The sequence below is a fragment of the Nocardioides sp. genome, from assembly GCF_004803405.1.
Classification (GTDB): Bacteria; Actinomycetota; Actinomycetes; order Propionibacteriales; family Nocardioidaceae; genus Nocardioides; species Nocardioides vastitatis.
This window is the reverse complement of sequence record NZ_SSXI01000113.1, coordinates 36,828-55,519: the sequence shown is the minus strand read 5'-3', so window position 1 is coordinate 55,519 and position 18,692 is coordinate 36,828. Positions and strand designations below refer to the sequence as shown.

The 18,692-nt window shown below is 71.0% G+C and carries 19 protein-coding genes; 4 read left to right on the top strand and 15 right to left on the bottom strand.

Features of this window, described 5'->3' with window-relative positions:
• Positions 1-36: 36 nt before the first annotated feature.
• From E7Z54_RS08440 to recO, 3 genes are all read right to left on the bottom strand, one after another.
• Complete coding sequence (locus E7Z54_RS08440; RefSeq protein ID WP_136432784.1) at positions 37-978, bottom strand: type IV toxin-antitoxin system AbiEi family antitoxin domain-containing protein; 942 nt, start codon at positions 976-978, stop codon at positions 37-39.
• Positions 979-1,086: 108 nt separating this feature from the next.
• Positions 1,087-1,914 carry an isoprenyl transferase gene (locus E7Z54_RS08435; RefSeq protein ID WP_136432782.1) on the bottom strand — a complete coding sequence of 276 codons (828 nt, stop codon included), beginning with the start codon at positions 1,912-1,914 and terminating at the stop codon, positions 1,087-1,089.
• A gap of 150 nt (positions 1,915-2,064) precedes the next feature.
• Positions 2,065-2,817 (bottom strand): DNA repair protein RecO, encoded by a 753-nt coding sequence (recO, locus tag E7Z54_RS08430; RefSeq protein WP_136432780.1) that lies wholly within the window; start codon positions 2,815-2,817, stop codon positions 2,065-2,067.
• Positions 2,818-2,834: 17 nt separating this feature from the next.
• Between recO and E7Z54_RS08425 the strand changes: the two genes are divergently transcribed.
• On the top strand, positions 2,835-3,374 hold the full coding sequence (locus E7Z54_RS08425) for a gluconokinase (protein WP_136432779.1): 540 nt from the start codon (positions 2,835-2,837) through the stop codon (positions 3,372-3,374).
• Positions 3,375-3,388: 14 nt separating this feature from the next.
• Here the strand turns inward: E7Z54_RS08425 and E7Z54_RS08420 are convergent, their stop codons facing one another.
• The 3 genes from E7Z54_RS08420 to E7Z54_RS08410 form a co-directional block, all read right to left on the bottom strand.
• On the bottom strand, positions 3,389-4,267 hold the full coding sequence (locus E7Z54_RS08420) for an alpha/beta fold hydrolase (RefSeq protein WP_240769586.1): 879 nt from the start codon (positions 4,265-4,267) through the stop codon (positions 3,389-3,391).
• A gap of 24 nt (positions 4,268-4,291) precedes the next feature.
• Positions 4,292-6,040, bottom strand: coding sequence for a 2-isopropylmalate synthase (gene leuA, locus E7Z54_RS08415; RefSeq protein ID WP_136432777.1), 1,749 nt, complete (start codon positions 6,038-6,040; stop codon positions 4,292-4,294).
• Between the two features lie 228 nt (positions 6,041-6,268).
• Positions 6,269-7,108, bottom strand: a complete 840-nt coding sequence (locus E7Z54_RS08410) for a S1 family peptidase (protein WP_136432775.1) — start codon at positions 7,106-7,108, stop codon at positions 6,269-6,271.
• A 109-nt stretch (positions 7,109-7,217) separates the two neighbouring features.
• Between E7Z54_RS08410 and E7Z54_RS08405 the strand changes: the two genes are divergently transcribed.
• From E7Z54_RS08405 to E7Z54_RS08395, 3 genes are read left to right on the top strand one after another with little or no spacing between them, the layout of a single operon-like run.
• Complete coding sequence (locus E7Z54_RS08405) at positions 7,218-7,712, top strand: flavodoxin family protein (RefSeq protein ID WP_136432773.1); 495 nt, start codon at positions 7,218-7,220, stop codon at positions 7,710-7,712.
• A 37-nt stretch (positions 7,713-7,749) separates the two neighbouring features.
• Entirely contained in the window at positions 7,750-8,550 is an 801-nt protein-coding gene (locus E7Z54_RS08400; RefSeq protein ID WP_136432771.1) for a septum formation family protein, read from the top strand.
• Positions 8,543-9,403, top strand: a complete 861-nt coding sequence (locus E7Z54_RS08395; RefSeq protein WP_136432769.1) for a septum formation family protein — start codon at positions 8,543-8,545, stop codon at positions 9,401-9,403. Before E7Z54_RS08400 ends, E7Z54_RS08395 begins: the two co-directional genes overlap by 8 nt.
• A gap of 79 nt (positions 9,404-9,482) precedes the next feature.
• On the opposite strand, the gene era is transcribed toward E7Z54_RS08395, so the two are convergent.
• The 9 genes from era to E7Z54_RS08350 all read right to left on the bottom strand — a co-directional run bounded on the left by era (position 9,483) and on the right by E7Z54_RS08350 (position 18,677).
• Positions 9,483-10,538, bottom strand: a complete 1,056-nt coding sequence (gene era, locus E7Z54_RS08390) for a GTPase Era (protein ID WP_136432767.1) — start codon at positions 10,536-10,538, stop codon at positions 9,483-9,485.
• Positions 10,535-11,326 (bottom strand): siderophore-interacting protein, encoded by a 792-nt coding sequence (locus E7Z54_RS08385; protein ID WP_136432765.1) that lies wholly within the window; start codon positions 11,324-11,326, stop codon positions 10,535-10,537. The genes era and E7Z54_RS08385 overlap by 4 nt, the downstream gene beginning before the upstream one ends.
• Positions 11,327-11,401: 75 nt before the next feature.
• Positions 11,402-12,688 carry an SAM-dependent methyltransferase gene (locus tag E7Z54_RS08380; protein WP_136432763.1) on the bottom strand — a complete coding sequence of 429 codons (1,287 nt, stop codon included), beginning with the start codon at positions 12,686-12,688 and terminating at the stop codon, positions 11,402-11,404.
• Positions 12,685-14,049, bottom strand: coding sequence for an FAD-binding oxidoreductase (locus tag E7Z54_RS08375; protein ID WP_136432761.1), 1,365 nt, complete (start codon positions 14,047-14,049; stop codon positions 12,685-12,687). The genes E7Z54_RS08380 and E7Z54_RS08375 overlap by 4 nt, the downstream gene beginning before the upstream one ends.
• Before the next feature lie 92 nt (positions 14,050-14,141).
• Positions 14,142-14,486, bottom strand: a complete 345-nt coding sequence (locus E7Z54_RS08370; RefSeq protein ID WP_136432759.1) for a cytidine deaminase — start codon at positions 14,484-14,486, stop codon at positions 14,142-14,144.
• A 56-nt stretch (positions 14,487-14,542) separates the two neighbouring features.
• Entirely contained in the window at positions 14,543-15,832 is a 1,290-nt protein-coding gene (locus E7Z54_RS08365; protein WP_136432757.1) for a hemolysin family protein, read from the bottom strand.
• Between the two features lie 4 nt (positions 15,833-15,836).
• Complete coding sequence (gene ybeY, locus E7Z54_RS08360) at positions 15,837-16,298, bottom strand: rRNA maturation RNase YbeY (RefSeq protein ID WP_136432755.1); 462 nt, start codon at positions 16,296-16,298, stop codon at positions 15,837-15,839.
• Positions 16,295-17,332: a PhoH family protein gene (locus tag E7Z54_RS08355; RefSeq protein ID WP_136432753.1), complete on the bottom strand. Its 1,038-nt coding sequence runs from the start codon at positions 17,330-17,332 to the stop codon at positions 16,295-16,297. Before E7Z54_RS08355 ends, ybeY begins: the two co-directional genes overlap by 4 nt.
• 121 nt (positions 17,333-17,453) lie before the next feature.
• Positions 17,454-18,677 carry a phenylacetate--CoA ligase family protein gene (locus tag E7Z54_RS08350; protein ID WP_136432751.1) on the bottom strand — a complete coding sequence of 408 codons (1,224 nt, stop codon included), beginning with the start codon at positions 18,675-18,677 and terminating at the stop codon, positions 17,454-17,456.
• Positions 18,678-18,692: the final 15 nt, after the last annotated feature.

Here is an 18,692-nt window from a genome sequence, read left to right as displayed (position 1 = left end):
GGCCCGCGGACGGCCGCCAGCCGGCCTGGCCAGCAGTCAGCCAGCCCGTCCGGCCAGCCGGTTGAACCGCGCGAGGATCCGGCGCGGCTCGCGGTAGTCGTTCCAGGTGAGCCGAAGCATCTTGGCGCCGGTCGTCTCCCGGAGCAGGTCCTCGCGAACCTTCTCCTCGAAGACCACGTCGCCCGGTTCCTGACCCGGTTTGAGCAGGCGGCCGTACTTGACCCGGCCGTCGAACTCACCGAGCAGGCCGTACTTCTCCCACCACCAGTCGGCGATCCCGAGCACTCGACCACTGTGGTCGCGGATCTCGAACTGGAGCTCCGGCGCGGGGATCCCGAGCGCCCAGAACCACCAGTTCCCTCGCGACTCACCGACCGACTCCGAGCGCGGGTCCGCCAACCGCACCGGGATGTGGAGGTGCTGGGCGAACGGCCAGTGAGCCATCAGGGCGAACTGTGACTCGAGTGCGTCCCGATCGAACTTGGCCTGGCGCAGGCCGGACTCCATGAGGCACAGCGCCTTCTCGTTCGACGCACGGGATCCGGCCTCCAGTACGCAGCGCTCGGCGCGCAGGACGCGCTGGCCCTCCACGTCGACCACGTCCTGGTCGGTGACGAGACCTTCGTGGTGCACGACATCACCCTCGACACGACCGGGCCCGCCGTCGACTCGCGTCACATGCACGCGATCCAGCCTCAGTCCCCAGACGTCGATGTCGTGGCGGATCACCCCGGACACGTGGCTGAGGACCACGGCGTCGCCCAGCGACCTGAGCACGGCGTTGCAGCGCACGCGATGTCGCGCGACCTCGTCGAGCTGCGCCCATTCGTCAGCGAACGCGTAGCACCCGCGCCGGAACCGGACCCAAACCCCAGAGGCCCGCGCCCGTGCGATCTGACGTTCGGAGCAACCGGCGTTGAGTGCCTCCTGCCGGGTGAAGAAGCCGGATTCGGCGGTGAGGCATCTGAGTGGGTCCATGCGACGAGCCTCGCCATCACGACGAGCGCGGGCACCCTGCCCCGCCCGGTCCTGTGGACGGCCCGGTGTCGCCGGGGTGCTGTGGATGGAGAGTGGCCCGTACGACGGTCACCCGGAGGGGGTGGGCTCAGCTCCGCCGTACCGCCGGTCGCGCCGGGCGTAGGTGTCGATCGCCTCCCACAGATGGCGCCGGTCCACGTCGGGCCACAGGACGTCGGAGAAGACGAACTCCGAGTACGCCGCCTGGTACAGCATGAAGTTGGAGAGCCGTTGCTCGCCGGACGTACGCCAGATCAGGTCGGCGTCCGGCAGCTCGGGGACGTACAGGTAGCGCGCGAGGGTGCGGTCGTCGACCCGGTCCGCGTTGACCCTGCCCGCAGCGACGTCCTGCGCCAGCGCCCGGGCGGCGTCCCCCAGCTCGGCGCGGCCGCCGTAGTTGACACACATCGTGAGCGTGAGGACGTCGTTGTGCTTCGTCATCTCCTCGGCCACCCGTAGCTCGGTGATGACCGACCTCCACAGGCGAGGCGCGCGGCCGGCCCAGCGGACGCGGACGCCGAGCTCGTGCATCTCGTCCCGGCGGCGGCGGATCACGTCGCGGTTGAAGCCCATGAGGAACTTGACCTCGTCGGCGCTGCGCGACCAGTTCTCGGTCGAGAACGCGTAGGCGGAGATCGCCTTCACGCCGATCTCGATCGCACCCTCGACGACGTCGAACAGCGACGACTCACCTTGCTCGTGGCCCTTCGTCCGAGGCAGCCCGCGCTCCTGGGCCCACCGCCCGTTGCCGTCCATCACGATCGCCACGTGGTGGGGCACCAGCTCCGGCTGGATGGCCGGAGGCCGGGCGCCGGAGGGATGCGGGGTGGGTGGGCGGGGCTCTGACCGGACGGCCGAGGCTGCGGCGGCGCGGGTGCGTCGGGAGGCGCGGGTCACGGAGTGCAGTCTGTCAGGGCGGGGGCGTCGAGCCGAGCTGCAGGTTCATCAAGGTATGCAGCCCAACCGACGCTTCCCAGCCTCTGTACGCCGTGGGAAGTGCAGGTTCGGCTGCATACCTTGGGAAACCTGCACCTCCGCAGACCAACCTCAGCGCTCGACGTACACCAGCGACCGCAGCCCTCGCTCGAGCTGCCACTGCACGAAGGCGGCGATCAGGCCGCTGGCCTCGCGGACGTGGCGCGGCTCGCCGGCCTCGACCAGTGGCCAGTCGCCGGCGAGCAGCGCGCCGAGCAGGGTGAGCGTCTCGGGTGCCGGGGTCGCCGATCCGGGGATCCGGCAGGTCGAGCAGAGCACGCCACCCATCGCCGGGTTGAACCAGCGGTGGGTGCCGAGCTCGCCGGTCGCCAGGACCGGGGGGCGACCGCAGTGCGCGCAGTCGACGAAGGTCGGCGCGTACCCGGCGACGGCGAGCGCGCGCAGCAGGTAGGAGTCGAGCACGTGGCCGGGCTGCCGCTCCCCCGCCGCCATCGCCTTCAGCGCACCGAGCAGCAACGAGAACTGCTGCCGCGCCGGCTCGCGCTCCTCGACGACCAGCCGCTCGGCGGTCTCGAGCATGACGGTGCCGGCGGTGTAGCGGTCGTAGTCGAAGCCGATCGCCGCCGCGTAGGCCCCCTGGGTCTCCGCCTGGGTGATCACGTCGAGGCTGCGGCCCTCGGCGAGCTGGAGGTCCACGTGCGTGAACGGCTCGAGCCGCGAGCCCCACCGGGACGTCGTACGACGCACGCCCTTGGCCACCGCACGGATCCGGCCGTTGCCCCGCGTCAGCAGTGTGATGATGCGGTCCGCCTCACCCAGCTTGTGGGTGCGCAGGACGATCGCCTCGTCACGGTAAAGGGGCACCCACCTATTGTGCGCCCATGGGAGTGACAGAACCCGCCGCCACCCCGTCACACCTCCACGTCGTCGTGATGGGCGTCTCCGGGACCGGCAAGTCGACCGTCGCCCGGGCCCTGAGCACCGAGCTCGATCTGGTCATGACCGACGGCGACGACCACCACCCGGTGGCGAACATCGCCAAGATGGCGTCCGGCACGCCGCTGGACGACGCCGATCGGGCACGCTGGCTGGCCGCCCTCGCCCGGTGGACCGAGGAGCGGCACGCGGCCGACGAGCCGACGGTGCTGACCTGCTCCGCGCTGCGCCGCCGTTACCGCGACGTGCTGCGCGCCGCGGTTCCGGAGCCGACGATCTTCGTGCACCTCGCCGGCAGCACCGAGGTCCTGGCGGGGCGGATGGCCGACCGGTCGCACTTCATGCCCCCCACGCTGCTCGACTCCCAGCTCCGCACCCTCGAGCCGCTCGAGGACGACGAGATCGGCGGCATGGTCGACACCGACCTCGCGCTGGATTCAGTCGTCCGCGACGCGGTCACCCTGGTGCAGCGCGCCAGCGCCTGACCGCGGCGAGGGGCTCAGGCGCCGGTACGGCGCACCCGGCGCGCGGGGCGCGCCGGCCGCCAGCACTCGAGCACGAACCGGGTCGCCTCGAGGTCCAGGCGCTCGGGTCGGGTGCGCCACTCGAGGATCCCCCGAGCCCTGACGAACCGCGCGTTGGGCAGCTGCTCGGCCAGCAGCTCCGCATCGGCGGCGGGGTGGATCGGGTCGCGCGGGTGGCCGACGACCAGCGCCGGCGCCTTCATCCGCAGTCGTTCCTTCACGGGCGGAGCCGCGCGCCCGAAGAACACCCCGTGCACGTAGGCCGCCATCGGTCGCGGCTGCTGGTCGAGGCTGTCCAGGGCGACGCCGATCCAGGCGGCCACCACGCGACGCGGGATCCGTCGACTCGCGAGCCGGACGCCCGAGACGGCGAACGGCAGGAACCGCGCGGTCAGCAGCAGCGGGGCGAACGCGACGATCGCGGCCTCGAGGGCGTTGTCCAGGACCGGCATCTCCACGATCAGGCCACGCACCCGGCTGGGCGCGATCGCGGCCACCTCGAGCGCGACGTTGCCGCCCAGGGAGGTGCCCCCGACGACCGCCTGCGTCGCGCCGAGATGGTCCAGCAGCGCGACCACCTGCTCGGCGAACGAGGTGACCGAGTAGACCAGCGGGTCGTCGGGCTTGTCGGAGCGCCCGTGCCCGAGCAGGTCGAGGGTCACCACGTGGGCGCCCGACGAGGCGAGTGTGCGGGCGAGGCCGTCGTGCATGCGGCGCGGGATCAGCAGCCCGGGCAGCAGCACCACCCACGCCTCGCCGGCGCCGTACTCGGTGTACTCCAGCCGGTCCCGACCGCGGTCGGACTCGACGAAGAACTGCCCGACCTTCTCGGACACCAGGACGCGCTCGCTCACGCGCCCAGTCTGACAGGGCGCAGCTCAGCCGTGCGGGATGGTGGTCGCCTGCGCCCGGTTGGCGGCGCAGACCACCGCCCGGAGCGAGGCGGTGACGATGTTGTGGTGGATCCCGATGCCCCAGACGATCTCGCCGGCGATCTCACACTCGACGTACGCCGCCGCGAGCGCGTCACCGCCGGAGGAGAGGGCGTGCTCGGCGTAGTCGAGGACCCGGATGTCGGCCCCGGCCTGCCGCATCCCGTCGACGAACGCCGCCACCGGGCCGTTGCCCATGCCGGTGAACGTCCGCTCCTCGCCGCGCACGGCCATCCGAACCCGCTGCTGGTCGTCGCCCTCCTCGTCGGTCGAGGAGGTGAAGCTCACCAGGGAGTACGGCGCCTCGCGGTCGAGGTACTCGCGCTGGAAGATCGACCAGATCTCCTCGGGCGTGACCTCGCCGCCCTGGGTGTCCGTGTGCTGCTGGATCACCCGGCTGAACTCGATCTGGGCACGCCGGGGCAGGTCGAGGCTGTGCTCGGCCTTCATCACGTACGCGACGCCGCCCTTGCCGGACTGGCTGTTGACCCGGATGACCGCCTCGTACGTGCGGCCGACGTCCTTCGGGTCGATCGGAAGGTACGGCGCCTCCCACGGGACCTCGCTGACCGGCTTGCCCTGCTCTGCGGCGACCCGCTCCAGGTCCTCGAGGCCCTTCTTGATCGCGTCCTGGTGCGACCCGGAGAACGCGGTGTAGACGAGATCGCCGGCGTACGGGTGCCGCGGGTGGACGGGCAGCTGCGTGCAGTACTCGACCGTGCGCCGGATCTCGTCGATATCGGACAGGTCGACCTGCGGGTCGATGCCCTGGCTGAAGAGGTTCATCGCCAGCGTCACCAGGTCGACATTGCCGGTGCGCTCGCCGTGACCGAACAGGCAGCCCTCGACCCGGTCGGCGCCGGCCATCAGCGCCAGCTCCGTCGCCGCGACGGCCGTGCCGCGGTCGTTGTGGGGGTGCAGGCTGATCGCGCTGTGCTGGCGCCGGGTCAGGCCGCGGGCGAAGTACTCGATCTGGTCGGCGTAGGTGTTGGGGGTCGACATCTCGACGGTGGCCGGCAGGTTCAGGATGATCTCGCGACCCTCCTCCGGCTGCCACACGTCGGAGACCCGCTCGCAGACCTCGAGCGCGAAGTCCGTCGGCGTCTGGGTGAAGATCTCCGGGCTGTACTGGTAGCCGAAGTCGGTCCCGGCCAGCAGCTGCTCGGCGTACTTCATGACCCACTCGGTGCCACGGGTCGCGATCGCGATGCACTCCGCCTCGGTCACGCCGAAGACGACGCGCTGGAACAGCGGCGCCGTCGCGTTGTAGAGGTGGACGGTCGCCTTGTCCGCACCGACCAGGGAGGAGACCGTGCGCTCGATCAGGTCCTCGCGGGCCTGGGTCAGCACGGACACCCGCACGTCATCGGGAATCTTGTCGCCCTCGACGAGCTGGCGCACGAAGTCGAAGTCGGTCTGGCTCGCCGCCGGGAACCCGATCTCGATCTCCTTGTAGCCCATCTTCACGAGGAGCTCGAACATCTTCATCTTGCGGGAGGGCGTCATCGGGTCGATGAGCGCCTGGTTGCCGTCGCGGAGGTCGGTGGAGAGCCACCGGGGCGCGGCAGTGATCTTCCGGTCCGGCCAGGTGCGGTCCGGCACGGTCACCGGCTCGAAGGCGGTGTACCGGTGGTACGGCATGCCGCTCGGCTGCTGGCTGGGGATGGTGACGGGGTTGTCGCTGAAGCTGGTCATGAGTTCCTCGGCTGGGTGATCGATCGGCGCCGGGCGCGCAACTCACTCCGCAGCGAGGGGTCCGGCGTGATCAGACCTCGCTGCGGCCGCTAAGAAGCAGTGCGCGCATCATGACGACCACACCATACCGCAGGTCTGCGCCCGGACCGGGAACGGCCGCACGCCGCCCGCGTGGGGCGACGTGCGGACCGCCCCGGTCCAGCGTCGGTCAGGGCCTGTGAGGGCCGGTCAGCGCTCCTTCTTGCTGCGCGTTGCGGTCGTGCCCGTGAGACCAGCGGTCCCCGTGATGAACTGGTGGATCGATGCGTTGTTGACCTCCGCGTACACGCCCGGGAAGCCGGGCGTCGCGCAGCCGAGCCCGTAGCTGACGATCCCGACCTGGACCCGGCGTCCGTCGGGCAGGGTGCCGAAGAGCGGACCCCCGGAATCACCCTGGCACGAGTCGCCGAGCAGCTCCGAGGCGCAGATCTCGAGGTCGGGCTCGAAGCCCATCGCCTGGTTGGTCGTGCAGCTGCTGTCCGCCACGGCGCGGACGTCGACCGCCTTCAGCTGGGCCGCCGCGGCCGGGGACCCGAAGAACTCGGTGCCCCAGCCGGCGACCGTGAGCCGGGCGCCGTCCTGCTCGAGGGTGTCCTCGCCCCGTGCGACCAGCGGGATCGCGGGAGCGCTGGTGATGTCCTCGGTCACGTGGACCAGGGCCGCATCGAAGGGGCCGCCGTCGTAGTCCGGGTGCACCTCGATCCGGTCGACAAGCAGGGTCTGTCCCTCGGCCAGGTCCTGGTCCAGGTTGTCGCGGCCGACCGCGACCTGGATGTCCTTCGCCTGCACCCCGGTGAGGTCGATGCAGTGCGCCGCCGTGAGCACCCAACGCTGGGAGATGACCGATCCTCCGCAGAAGTGCCCGTCGGTCCCGTTCGCTCCTGCGTCCTGGATGGAGGCCATGAACGCGAAGCGGTCGTCGGTGACCTGGTAGCCGCCGACGATGGCCTCCGCGGGACCGGCGGCCGAGAGCCCGGCAGCAGCGAGGCAGGCGGCGGTGGCAAGAGTGGCGATGGTGCGAGAGCGCATGAAGGGCCTTCCGAGAGCGTGGGGCGGCCCCGATTGGCCGCCCGACCGGCACGGTCGCAACGAGCCAGGGTGGCCCGCGTCACGGCCTGCCGGTCCCTAGGCTGGCTCCATGGCCCGTCTCCTCGTGGTGCACCATTCGCCGTCCCGGTCGATGCAGGCGCTCCTCGAGCAGGTGGTGGCCGGCGCGAACGACGACGTGATCGAGGGGGTCGAGGTCGTCGTACGACCTGCTCTGGAGGCCACCGCCGAGGACGTGCTGGGGGCCGACGGTTACGTGATCGGCACCACGGCCAACTTCGGCTACATGAGCGGTGCCCTCAAGCACTTCTTCGACTCGACGTTCCTCGCTGTCGGCGGCTCCCTCGACCCGAGTGGGGCGGCCGATCCCGCCGGCGGCGACAAGACCGCCGGGCGCCCGTACGGCCTCTGGATGCACGGCCGCTACGACCTGACCGGGGCGGAGCGGTCCGTCCAGTCCATCGTCGGCGCCCTCGGCTGGCGACAGGCGTACGACGTGCTCGGGGTGGTCGGCGACGTGGACGACGCCGCGCTCGGGTCCGCCTACGAGCTGGGCGCTACCATCGCGGCACTGCTGACGGTCTGAGTCGGCACCGGGACAGGGCACGAGAGGGGGCCTCGCGATGACGCACGCGCGCGCCCTTGCCGTGCTGCTCCTCAGCCTCCTCCTGGTGACCGCCTGCGGCGGCACGGACCAGGGCAGCAACACCGATCCCGACCTGGTCGACGCCGTGGCGATGCCCCAGAACGGGCTGTGCCGGGTGCTCGCGCCCGAGGACGTCGCGATGCCGGCCAACGCCACCGAAGCCGTCGACTGCAAGCAGAAGCACACCGCCGAGACCTTCGCCGCCGGCGAGCTTCCCGCGGAGTACGAAGACGCCGAGTATGACGACGCGGATCTCGGCCGATACGCCTACCAGATCTGCTCGACGGAGTTCGCGAGGTTCGTCGGCGCCGACGAGAGCCTGGTGCTGCGGACCACCCTCAGCTGGGCCTGGTTCCGACCCTCCGAGAAGGCCTGGGAGAAGGGCGCGCGCTGGTATCGCTGCGATGTGATCGGCGGCAGCGCCACCAGCACCAGCTACCTGCCGCTGCCCGAGACTGCCAAGGGACTGCTCGCCGGCAGGCCGAACGACAAGTGGCTCAGCTGCGCGCGGGGCACGTCGGTCGCCGCGGGTGAGAAGGTGCCGTGCTCGCAGAAGCACGACTGGCGGGCGGTCACGACGGTGAAGATCGGAGAGCCCGAGGACGTCTACCCGAGCGACCGGGTGATGGAGAGCCGGACCCGCGCCTTCTGCGCCACCTCGGTCAAGGCCTGGCTGAACTACCCGACCGAGTTCGAGTACGGCTTCACCTTCTTCCACGAGGCGGAGTGGAGGGCCGGCATCCGCCGGTCGGTCTGTTGGGCCAAGACCAGTGAGTGACCGGGCCCGCGCCGCGCGCGGTCGGCGCCACCTGGCGGCCGCGGCCTTCCTGGTGCTCCTCGTGCCGCTGACCGCGTGCAGCGGTGCCGACGAGGGCGGCAACGCCGACAGAAGCGAGAGCGCCGCTCCGGCCACGAGCACTCCTTCCGCGGCGCCGGAACCGCCGCCCGAGCCGACGACGGGCGCTTGCTACCGACTCGAGTTCGAGGCCGCAGTCGCACCGACGGCAGACGCGGAGCCGGTCGACTGCGGGCAGCCGCACACGAGCGAGACCGTCGCGGTCGGCACCGTTGACGCCGTGGTTGACGGCCACCTCCTGGCCATCGACTCCGCGCACGTGCAGGCGCAGGTCGCGGCGGACTGCCCGCGACTGCTGAGCCGGTTCGTGGGCGGGACACCGAAGAACCTGCGGTTGAGCATGATCCGGCCGGTCTGGTTCACACCGACCGTCGAGGAGTCCGACGAGGGCGCCGACTGGTTCCGGTGCGACGCCGTGCTGCTCGCAGGCGCCGAGGAGCTCGCCGAGGTCCGGGGCAGCCTGAAGGACGCCCTCGATCGGCCGGCTCCGCGCGAGGCGCACGCGATGTGCGGCACCGCGGCGCCGGACGCGAAGAACTTCGAGCGGGTTCCCTGCTCGGCCAGGCACAGCTGGCGGGCGATCGACGTGGTCGCCTTCAAGCCCGGGAAGTATCCCGGCGAGCGGACCGTTCGCAGGGCCGGCGGGACCCAGTGCGAGGACGCCGGCGCGGAGGTCGCGGAGGACCCGCTCGACTTCCGGTGGGGCTACGAGTGGCCCACGCAGGAGCAGTGGCAGATGGGCCAGACCTTCGGCCGCTGCTGGGCTCCGGACTGAGCTGGACGGACACGAGCCGCCCCCACCGCACGTCGAGGAGGTCGCGCAGCGCCCCCACCGACCGTCACGAGGCCGGACCCTAGAACCCGAGCTTCCTCAGCTGCCGCGGATCGCGCTGCCAGTCCTTGGCGATCTTCACGTGCAGGTCGAGGTAGACCGGCGTGCCGAGCAGCGCCTCGATCTGCTTGCGGGCGGCTGTCCCGACCTCGCGCAGGCGGGCACCCTTCTTGCCGATCACGATGCCCTTCTGCGAGTCACGCTCGACGTACAGGTTGGCGTGGATGTCGAGCAGCGGCTTGTCCTCGGGCCGCCCCTCACGCAAGCCCATCTCCTCGACCAGCACGGCGATCGAGTGCGGGAGCTCGTCGCGCACTCCGTCCAGGGCAGCCTCGCGGATCAGCTCCGCGACCAGCACCTCCTCGGGCGCGTCGGTGAGGTCCCCGTCGGGGTAGAGCGGCGGCCCCTCGGGCAACAAGCCGACGAGCAGCTCGGCGAGCAGCTCGATCTGGTCGCCGTGGACCGACGACACCGGGACGATCTCGGCCCACTCGGTCCCGGTGGCGCGGCCGAGCTCGGCGATGTCCACCAGGTGCTCGGCGATCCGCTCTGGCGTGGCGAGGTCGGTCTTCGTGACCACTGCGATCCGGGTGGTACGACGAACCTTGGCCAGCTCGTTGACGAGGAACGTGTCTCCTGGACCGATCTTCTCGTCAGCCGGGAAGCAGACCGCGACCACGTCGACCTCGGCCCACGTGGTCTTCACCAGGTCGTTCAGCCGCTCCCCCAGCAGGGTGCGAGGCCGGTGCAGGCCCGGGGTGTCGACCAGGACGAGCTGGCCGTCGGACCGGTGCACGATCCCTCGCACGACGGTGCGGGTGGTCTGCGGCTTGTCGGAGGTGATCACGATTTTCTGGCCGACGAGAGCGTTGGTCAGCGTGGACTTGCCGACGTTGGGGCGGCCGACGAAGCAGGCGAAGCCGCTGCGGTAGCCCTCCGGGACCTCGCTGCTGCCGAAGACCGCCGCCGGAGCGGGAGCCGGCGGCGGGAGCGCGCCGAAGTCCTCGTCGACCTCGTCGTCGTCCACGTCCACGTCGAGCTCGTCGTCCCACTGATCCTCGGCGTCGCGGCCGGTCATGCCCGCGCCTCGTCGTACTCGGCCCAGATCTGCTCGTCGGACTTGCCGGCGGCCTTGCCGGCGCGCCAGATCGGCCCGGGGTCGACCGCCCGCGGCTGCCGCTCGGCCAACGCGCGCCAGTAGCCCATCACGTCGTAGTGCGTGCTGGGAAGCTTCCGGTCGCGCATCACGTGCTTGCGGATCGCCCTCATCTGCGCGGACTCCCCCGCCATCCAGAAGTAGCCGGGGCCCTCGGGCCACGTCAGCGACTCGACGACGTCGGCGAGCCGGCTCCGGCCGTCGGCAGGCTGGTCCATCCAGGTCACATCGGCGCTCTCTGGGAGGTAGGTGGTGAGGGTGGCCGGGTCGTCGGGCACCTCGGCGTGGATCGTGGTCGGGATCGACGCGGCGTGGGTCTCGGCGATCCGCGCCATCGCGGGCATCGCGGTCAGGTCGCCGACGAGCAGCAGCCACCGGGCGTCGGCTGGCTGCTCGAAGGAGCCCTTGGGCTCGGTGATCGTGACCTGCTGTCCGACGGGGTCACCGGCCTTGCCGGTCGCCCACTCGGTCACCAGGCCGACCTGGTGGACGACGACGTCGACCACCAGCTCCGAGCCCGTCCACGACCGCACCGTGTAGTACCTGCTCTGGAACTGCCCAGGCACGACGAGTCCCACCCACTCGTCCGGGACACCCGTGGAGGAGAACTCCGCGAGGCCCGCACCGCCGAGCGTCAACCGCAGCAGGTGCGGGGTGACGTGCTCGCGCGACAGCACGTCGGCGACGTACTGCTGGGCGCGGGTGCTCATCCGTCAAGGCTATCGCTCCTGCTCCGGGCAGCGTGCTGCCCGCCCCTCCACCAAGGACGTGCTCGCGCCCCAGACTCAGAAGGTGTGGCGCAGCGGGTAGCCGCTGCCGCCATGCTCGTCGAGCTTCGTCGCCAGCACGTGATGCAGCTGGATCTCGTTGCGCTCGAACCCGACCCGCGAGCCTGCCATGTAGAGACCCCATACCCGCGCGGTGTTCTCGCCCACCTCGGCCACGCACTCGTCCCAGTTGTCCACGAGGTTGCGGCACCAGCCGGCGAGGGTGCGGGCGTAGTGCATGCGGAGGTTCTCGGTGTGCTGCACCTCGAGCCCGACGTCGTGCACCGCGCTCACGATCCGCCCGGGACCAGCGAGCTCGCCGTCGGGGAACACGTAGCGGTCGATGAACTCCCCCGCCCTCGCCGGCGCGTGGTTGTCGGCCCGCGTGATGCAGTGGTTGAGCACGCGGCCGTGCGGCTTGAGCTTGTCGCGGATGAACCCGAAGTACGACGCGTAGTTGCGCACGCCGATGTGCTCGGTGAGCCCGATCGAGCTGATGGCGTCGAACCCGGTCTCCGCGACGAGCCGGTAGTCGAGGTGGCGCACCTCGGCAAGGTCGTCGAGCCCCTGGCGCTTGATCTCGGCCTGGCCCCACTCCGCCTGCTGGCGGGAGAGCGTCACGCCGATCACGCGGACGCCGTACTCCCGGGCCGCGTGGCGGACCATGCCGCCCCAGCCGCAGCCCAGGTCGAGCAGCCGCTGCCCGGGCTGGAGGTCCAGCTTGCGCGCGATCAGGTCGTACTTCGCCGCCTGCGCCTCCTCCAGCGTCGCGCCGTCATGCGGGAACAGGGCGCAGGTGTAGGTCATCGAGGGGCCGAGGACCATCTCGTAGAAGCGGTTGGACACGTCGTAGTGGTGGTGGATCGCGGTCGCGTCGCGCACCAGGGTGTGACGGAATCCGTCCATCACCCGACGTCGTCGGGATGGCGCCTCCTGCGGCGGTGGCGCGGGACTCCGGAGGTTCGCGAGGCCGAGCGAGCGGAGGATCGTGACGAGCTCCGACGGCCGGGGCCGCCGGAACTCGATCGACTTCAGCATCGCGACGGCGTCATACGGGTCGCCCGGGTGGACGCCGCTGACCCGGAGGTCCCCGGCGACGTAGGCGCGCCCGAGCGCGAGGTCGGGGTCGGGGCTGCTCATCAGGTAGGAGAGTCCCCGCTCGTTCGCGAGGTGGAAGCCGATCGGGGACGCCGCCGGTCCGATGCTGCTGCCGTCGTATGCGGTGAAGCGCATCGGGAGGTCGCCCTTGATCAGCAGGCCGAACGCCTCGGCGATGCTGAGCTTGGTCGTCGTCGTGGTGCTCATCGGCTCCTCACTGCCTTGTCATAGAGGGGGGTCAGTCGGTCGTCGGGGTCGTAGCGGTGCTTCACCGCGGCGAGGTGAGAGGTGTTGTAGAGGGCGTCGAAGGCCGCGCGGTCGTAGAACGCCTCGGAGTAGAGCGACTTGTGCCCGCCGAGCTCGTGCACCTTGGCCTCGATCGCACGGTTGCGCGGGGCATGCACGGCCTCGGGGCCGACGTGGACGGTGCCCCAGAACCCGACGTTGACGTAGAGCCGGCCGGGCTCGAGGGGATAGACCGGCCACGGGCGCTGTGCGACCAGCGGACACAGCCACACCGGCCGCATCCCGACTTCGGCGTCGAACCAGTCGAGGAACTCGGGCAGCCGCTCGACCGGGACCTCGACGTCCTGGACGACGCGCTCCCGCAGGGGTCGTCCGGCCCGGCGGTCGAGCCGGTCCGCGATGGCGTACCTGCGGTCGAGCTGGAGGAGCCTCATGTAGACGTCCGAGCGGCGTTTGCTGCGCGGCCAGAGCCGGCGCAGGACGGGGTGCTGCGCGCCGAACGCTCCGGAGCACCAGAACCAGTCGGTGTCCCAGCGCCACAGGTAGTCGTAGGTCGTGAGCCGGTCGCGGTCGCAGGTCTGGAGCGACTTGTAGAAGACCTTCTGCCCTGCGTAGTCGGACGTGGCCCCGCCCTCGCCCGTCCACTGCGCGAGCGTGAGGACGTACTTCCCCGGCCCGAAGGCGACCCCGTCGAGGCCGTGGACCGGCACGCCGTCGTACTCCTGCGTCGCGGCGATCTCGCTGATCGTCTTGGCGAGGAGGTCGGCGTCGTCGATCCGCACGTGGCGCAAGGAGACGTACGGCGGGACCGGGGCGAGCTTGATCCGGAGCCGGGTGGCATAGCCCAGGGAGCCGTAGGAGTTGGGGAACGCGTCGAAGAGGTCGTCCCCCGGCCGCGTGGTGACGACCGTGCCACCCCCGGTGAACACATCCATGTCGAGCACGGACTCGTGCGGCAGGCCCAGCCGGAAGCTGGTGGACTCGATCCCGAGGCCGGTCACCGCGCCGCCGAGGGTGATCGTGCGGAGCTGCGGCACGACGTAGGGGACCAGGCCGTGAGGGAGCGTCGCGTCCACCAGCGTCTCGTAGGTGCACATGCCCTGGACCTCGGCGACCGGGCCGTCCGGTCCGTCCGGGACGACCTCGATCACGCCGTCGAGGCCGTCGACGTCGAGACCGGGTGCCGAGCTCGCAGCTCGCGCGCGGAACAGGTTGGTCGTGCGCTTCGCAAGACGCACGCGCTCCCCCTGGGGAATCGCAGCGTAGGAGTCGGCGAGCCGTTGAACGGCGCGCTCGTGCTCCGCCCAGGCACGGTCAGGCATACAGACAACCTAGCGCTGTGGCACGACGTTTGGGTTTCCTCCGGAGGAAGAGTTCGCGCGACAGCACGTCCGACTTCACGCCCCCACGGACGTCAGATCGCGCGGGTCTCCACGATCGTGCCGCGCGGGTCGCCCAGGTGGACGGTGACACCGGCGGTCCCGGCGAAGTCGCCGAGGGCGGCAGCATCGCGCTCGGCGAGCTCGGGCGACTCCCCCAGCACGACGCACGCATCCACGCCGGCCGAGCCGGACGCCACCGCCATGGCGACGACGGCCTGGACGGCGGTGAGCTGGAGCGACGGAAGGTCGACCGTGGCAGCCGCGTACGTGCGGCCGTCGGTGTCGCGGACCGCTGCGCCCTCGGCGGCCTGGATGCGTGCGCGGGTGGCCCGGGCGAGGGTGACGAGCTTCCTGTCCTCGGCGGAGAGGTCTGGCATGGCGTCATTGTCGCGCAGGGCGAGCGAGAGCTCGTGGGCAGTCGCCCCGCTGCGGCTCAGCCGCCCACCGCGGCGTCGTCCTCGACCCGCGAGATCAGCACCGTGCCGATCTTGTTGCGCCGACCGGCAGCCTGCTCGGCCTCGAAGCGCAGGCCCCATGCCTCGACGACCGAGCCCGGGATCGGCACCCGGCCGAGATGCTTGGCCATCAGCCCGCCGACCGAGTCGACGTCCTCCTCCTCGATGTCGAACCCGAAGAGCTCGTCGAGGTCGTCCACGGGATACCGCGAGGACACGCGCATCTGCTCGTGCCCGACCTCCTCGACAACGACCTCGGCGGCGTCGTACTCGTCGGTGATCTCGCCGACGATCTCCTCCAGGAGGTCCTCGATGGTGATGAGCCCGGCGGTGCCGCCGTACTCGTCGACGACGACGGCGATGTGCTGGCGCATCGACTGCATCTCGCGCAGCAGGTCGTCGATCGGCTTCGACTCGGGCACCCAGTGCACCGGTCGCATCACCTCCTCGACCCGCTCGGTCAGCTCGACCTCAGGGTCCTCGAAGTCCCGGCGGACGACGTCCTTGAGATAGGCGAAGCCGCGGACGTCGTCGAGGTTCTCGCCGATCACCGGAATGCGGGAGAAGCCGGACCGCAGGAACAACGAGAGCGTCTGGCGCAGGTTCTTGTAGGACTCGATGTAGACGACGTCGCCGCGCGGCACCATCACCTCGCGCACCGTGGTGTCGCCGAACTCGAAGACCGAGTGGATCATCCGCCGCTCCCCGGCCTCGATCACCTCGGACGCCTCGGCGATGTCGACCAGCTCGCGGAGCTCGGTCTCAGTGGAGAACGGTCCCTCGCGGAACCCGCGGCCCGGCGTGATCGCGTTGCCCACCACGATCAGCAGCTTCGGGATCGGGCCGAGCACGGTGGCGAGCGCCGACAGCGGACCGGCGGACCACAGGGCGACGGACTCCGCGTGCTGCCGCCCGAGCGTGCGAGGGGCGACGCCGATCACGACGAACGACACGATCAGCATCGAGCCGACGGCGATGGCGGCGGTCATCCACCGGGAGCCGTCGACGCGGATGTCGATGTAGAGGGTGACCAGGACGATCGCGGCGACCTCGCACAGCAGCTGGAGGAGGAGCGCCGTGTTGAGGTGCCGCGGCGCGTCCTCGAGTACGGCGACCAGGCGCCGCGCTCCAGCGCGGCCCTCGCCCACGAGCTCCTGCGCGCGGGCGCGCGAGAACGCCGCGACCGCTGCGTCGGCCGCGGTGAAGATGCCGGCGAGCACCACCAGCAGCGCGGCCGCAGCGAGCTGCCAGAAGTCTCCGGTGATCATCTCGTCACGCGGTGTTTGACTCGGCTCGCCACTGGGACAGGAGCTGGTCCTGGAGGCCGAACATCACCTTGTGCTCCTCGGGCTCCGCGTGGTCGTAGCCGAGCAGGTGGAGGATCCCGTGCACGGTGAGCAGCTCGAGCTCGGCGAGGGTGCCGTGGCCTGCGGCCTCGCCCTGCCGCTCGGCCACCGCGGGGCACAGCACCAGGTCACCGAGCACACCCTCCTCGGGCTCCTCGTTGACCAGGCCTGGCCGCAGCTCGTCCATCGGGAAGGCGAGCACGTCGGTCGGCCCCTCCTTCTCCATCCACTTCTCGTTGAGCTCGGCGATGGTCGCCTCGTCGACGGCCTTGATGCAGAGCTCGGCGAGGGGATGGACGCGCATCCGGTCCATCACGAACCGCGAGAGGCTCGAGAGGTGCTTGACGTCGAGACCGGAGCCGGACTCGTCGAGGATCTCGACGCTCACTGCTCGAACCTCGACCCTGCCGCCGTTCCCTTCCGCTGGATGATGCGGGCGTCGAACTCGTCGTACGCGGCGACGATCCGAGCGACCAGCTTGTGCCGGACCACGTCGTGGCTCGTCAGTCGGACGAAGGCGAGGTCCTCCACGCCGTCGAGGATGCCCTCGACGATCCGCAGGCCGGAACTCGTGCCGGACGGCAGGTCGACCTGCGTGACGTCACCGGTGACCACGATCTTCGAGCCGAAGCCGAGCCGGGTCAGGAACATCTTCATCTGCTCGGGCGTGGTGTTCTGCGCCTCGTCGAGGATGATGAAGGAGTCGTTGAGGGACCGGCCGCGCATGTAGGCCAGCGGCGCGACCTCGATCGTCCCGGCCGCGAGCAGCTTCGGGATCGACTCCGGGTCGAGCATGTCGTGCAGCGCGTCGTAGAGCGGCCGCAGGTAGGGGTCGATCTTCTCGCTGAGAGTGCCCGGCAGGTAGCCGAGCCGCTCCCCCGCCTCGACCGCAGGGCGGGTCAGGATGATCCGGTTGACCTGCTTGGCCTGCAGCGCCTGGACCGCCTTGGCCATCGCGAGGTAGGTCTTGCCGGTGCCGGCGGGACCGATGCCGAAGGTGATCGTGTGCTGGTCGATGGTCTCGACGTAGCGCTTCTGGTTCAGCGTCTTGGGCCGGATGGATCGACCGCGGTTGCTCAGGATGTTCAGCGACAGCACGTCGGCCGGCCGCTCCGAGGTCGCGGTCTCGGCACGGAGCATGGCCTCGACCCGCTCGACGACCTCGGGCGTGATGCCCTGGCCGGTGCGGAGGATCGCCACCAGCTCGTCCATCAGGCGCTCCGCGAGGGCGACCTCGCGCGGATCTCCGCTGATGGTGATCCGGTTGCCGCGGACGTGGACCTCGCAGCCGAAGCGCTTCTCGATCAGCCCGAGGTGCTCGTCACCCGGGCCGAGAAGGGTGACCATGTCGATGCTGTTGGGCACGACGACGGTGTGTCGGGCGGGAGGCACAGATGTGGCCGGTTGGTTGCTCTCAGTCATCGATGCCCGGACGGGCTGCCTTTCGTGTACGGCGAAGGGGTCAGCCCCATCGTACGCCGAGGGCCGGGCCCGCCGCCGCCCGATAGCGACGGCCCCGGCTCTCCGCTGGTCAGGCGCCTGGTCAGGCGTGCCGCAGGTCCACCAGCACCGGGCCGTCCTCGACCCGATCGACCACCTGGACCGTCGGCCGGAGCCGTAGCTCGCCCTGCGCCCGGCGCTCGGCGACGGCTGCCACCTCGGCGACCGTCGCGTCGTCGGCCTGCGTCTCCAGGGCGACCTCGAGCACCAGGCTGTCCGTCGTGCCGTCGGACTGGACGACGAACCGCGCGCCCGCCACCCCCTCGGCCCGGAGCGCGTCGCGCACCGACGCGGCCTGATGGGGATGCACGAACATGCCGCGCACCTTCACCGCTGCACCGACCCGGCCCAGCACGCCGGCCAGGCGGAGCCCCCCGTCGCCGTGCGCGACAAAGCGCGACACGTCACCGGTGCCGAACCTGACGAGCGGGTACGTCTCGTCGCGCAGGAGGGTCACCACGACCTCACCGGAGTCCCCGGGCGCGACGGGCCGGTCACTGCCGGGCTCGCACAGCTCGACATAGGCAGTCCCTTCGAGCCGGAGACCCTCGTCCGGAGCCGTCTCGTAGCCGATCAGCCCGACCTCGGCCGTGCCGTAGGCCATCAGCACGTGGCTCACCCGCTCCCGCAAGGAGGCACGCAGCGGAGGCGGCAGCGGCTCGGCGGTCACCAGCGCCTTCGTGACCTGCCAGCGGCTTGGGTCGTGGGCGGCGTCGTAGGCCTTCACCAGTGCGGCGAGGTACGACGGCAGGCCGATGAACGCGGTCACGCCGAGGTCGGCGATCGCACGTGCCTGGACCTCGGTCATGCCGACGCCGCCCGGAAGGACCCGCGCCCCGAGGGCCCGCGCCGCCTCGTCGAACATCGTGCCGGCCGGCGACAGGTGGTAGTTGAAGCAGTTGATCACCAGGTCGTCGGACCCGATGCCGCACGCTTCGAGCGCTGCGGCGAAGCGCCAGGGATCCGATCCGGCCAGTTGCGGCTCGTAGATCGGCCCCGGCGACGCGAAGACCCGCGTCACCTGCGCGTCGCGTCCCACCAGGTCGGCGTAGCCGCGCCCTTCCTGCAGCGCCGGCAGGTCGTCCTTGCGCAGCACCGGGATGGACTCGAACTCCTCGACCGTCCCCGGCGGCCCGCCGAGGCCGGCCGCGCGCAGCCGGGAGTCCAGCGCCGGCGCCCTGCCAGGGGCGGCGACCGCGAGCAGCTGCGCAGTGAAGCTCTCGCGGTAGGCCGCCAGCCGGCTCCCCAGATCCACGCCCGAGCTCATGTCCACCTCCGGGCT

What these genes read in the sequence shown, in the direction of transcription:
- leuA (WP_136432777.1), bottom strand. Translation starts at nt 6,040, where the DNA reads ATGACCAGCTTCAGCGACAACCCCGTCACCATCCCCAGCCAGCAGCCG.
- E7Z54_RS08405 (WP_136432773.1), top strand. Translation starts at nt 7,218, where the DNA reads ATGGCCCGTCTCCTCGTGGTGCACCATTCGCCGTCCCGGTCGATGCAG.
- E7Z54_RS08375 (WP_136432761.1), bottom strand. Translation starts at nt 14,049, where the DNA reads ATGCCTGACCGTGCCTGGGCGGAGCACGAGCGCGCCGTTCAACGGCTC.
- E7Z54_RS08440 (WP_136432784.1), bottom strand. Translation starts at nt 978, where the DNA reads ATGGACCCACTCAGATGCCTCACCGCCGAATCCGGCTTCTTCACCCGG.
- E7Z54_RS08410 (WP_136432775.1), bottom strand. Translation starts at nt 7,108, where the DNA reads ATGCGCTCTCGCACCATCGCCACTCTTGCCACCGCCGCCTGCCTCGCT.
- E7Z54_RS08355 (WP_136432753.1), bottom strand. Translation starts at nt 17,332, where the DNA reads ATGACTGAGAGCAACCAACCGGCCACATCTGTGCCTCCCGCCCGACAC.
- E7Z54_RS08380 (WP_136432763.1), bottom strand. Translation starts at nt 12,688, where the DNA reads ATGAGCACCACGACGACGACCAAGCTCAGCATCGCCGAGGCGTTCGGC.
- era (WP_136432767.1), bottom strand. Translation starts at nt 10,538, where the DNA reads ATGACCGGCCGCGACGCCGAGGATCAGTGGGACGACGAGCTCGACGTG.
- E7Z54_RS08370 (WP_136432759.1), bottom strand. Translation starts at nt 14,486, where the DNA reads ATGCCAGACCTCTCCGCCGAGGACAGGAAGCTCGTCACCCTCGCCCGG.
- E7Z54_RS08385 (WP_136432765.1), bottom strand. Translation starts at nt 11,326, where the DNA reads ATGAGCACCCGCGCCCAGCAGTACGTCGCCGACGTGCTGTCGCGCGAG.
- E7Z54_RS08425 (WP_136432779.1), top strand. Translation starts at nt 2,835, where the DNA reads ATGGGAGTGACAGAACCCGCCGCCACCCCGTCACACCTCCACGTCGTC.
- E7Z54_RS08350 (WP_136432751.1), bottom strand. Translation starts at nt 18,677, where the DNA reads ATGAGCTCGGGCGTGGATCTGGGGAGCCGGCTGGCGGCCTACCGCGAG.
- E7Z54_RS08365 (WP_136432757.1), bottom strand. Translation starts at nt 15,832, where the DNA reads ATGATCACCGGAGACTTCTGGCAGCTCGCTGCGGCCGCGCTGCTGGTG.
- E7Z54_RS08400 (WP_136432771.1), top strand. Translation starts at nt 7,750, where the DNA reads ATGACGCACGCGCGCGCCCTTGCCGTGCTGCTCCTCAGCCTCCTCCTG.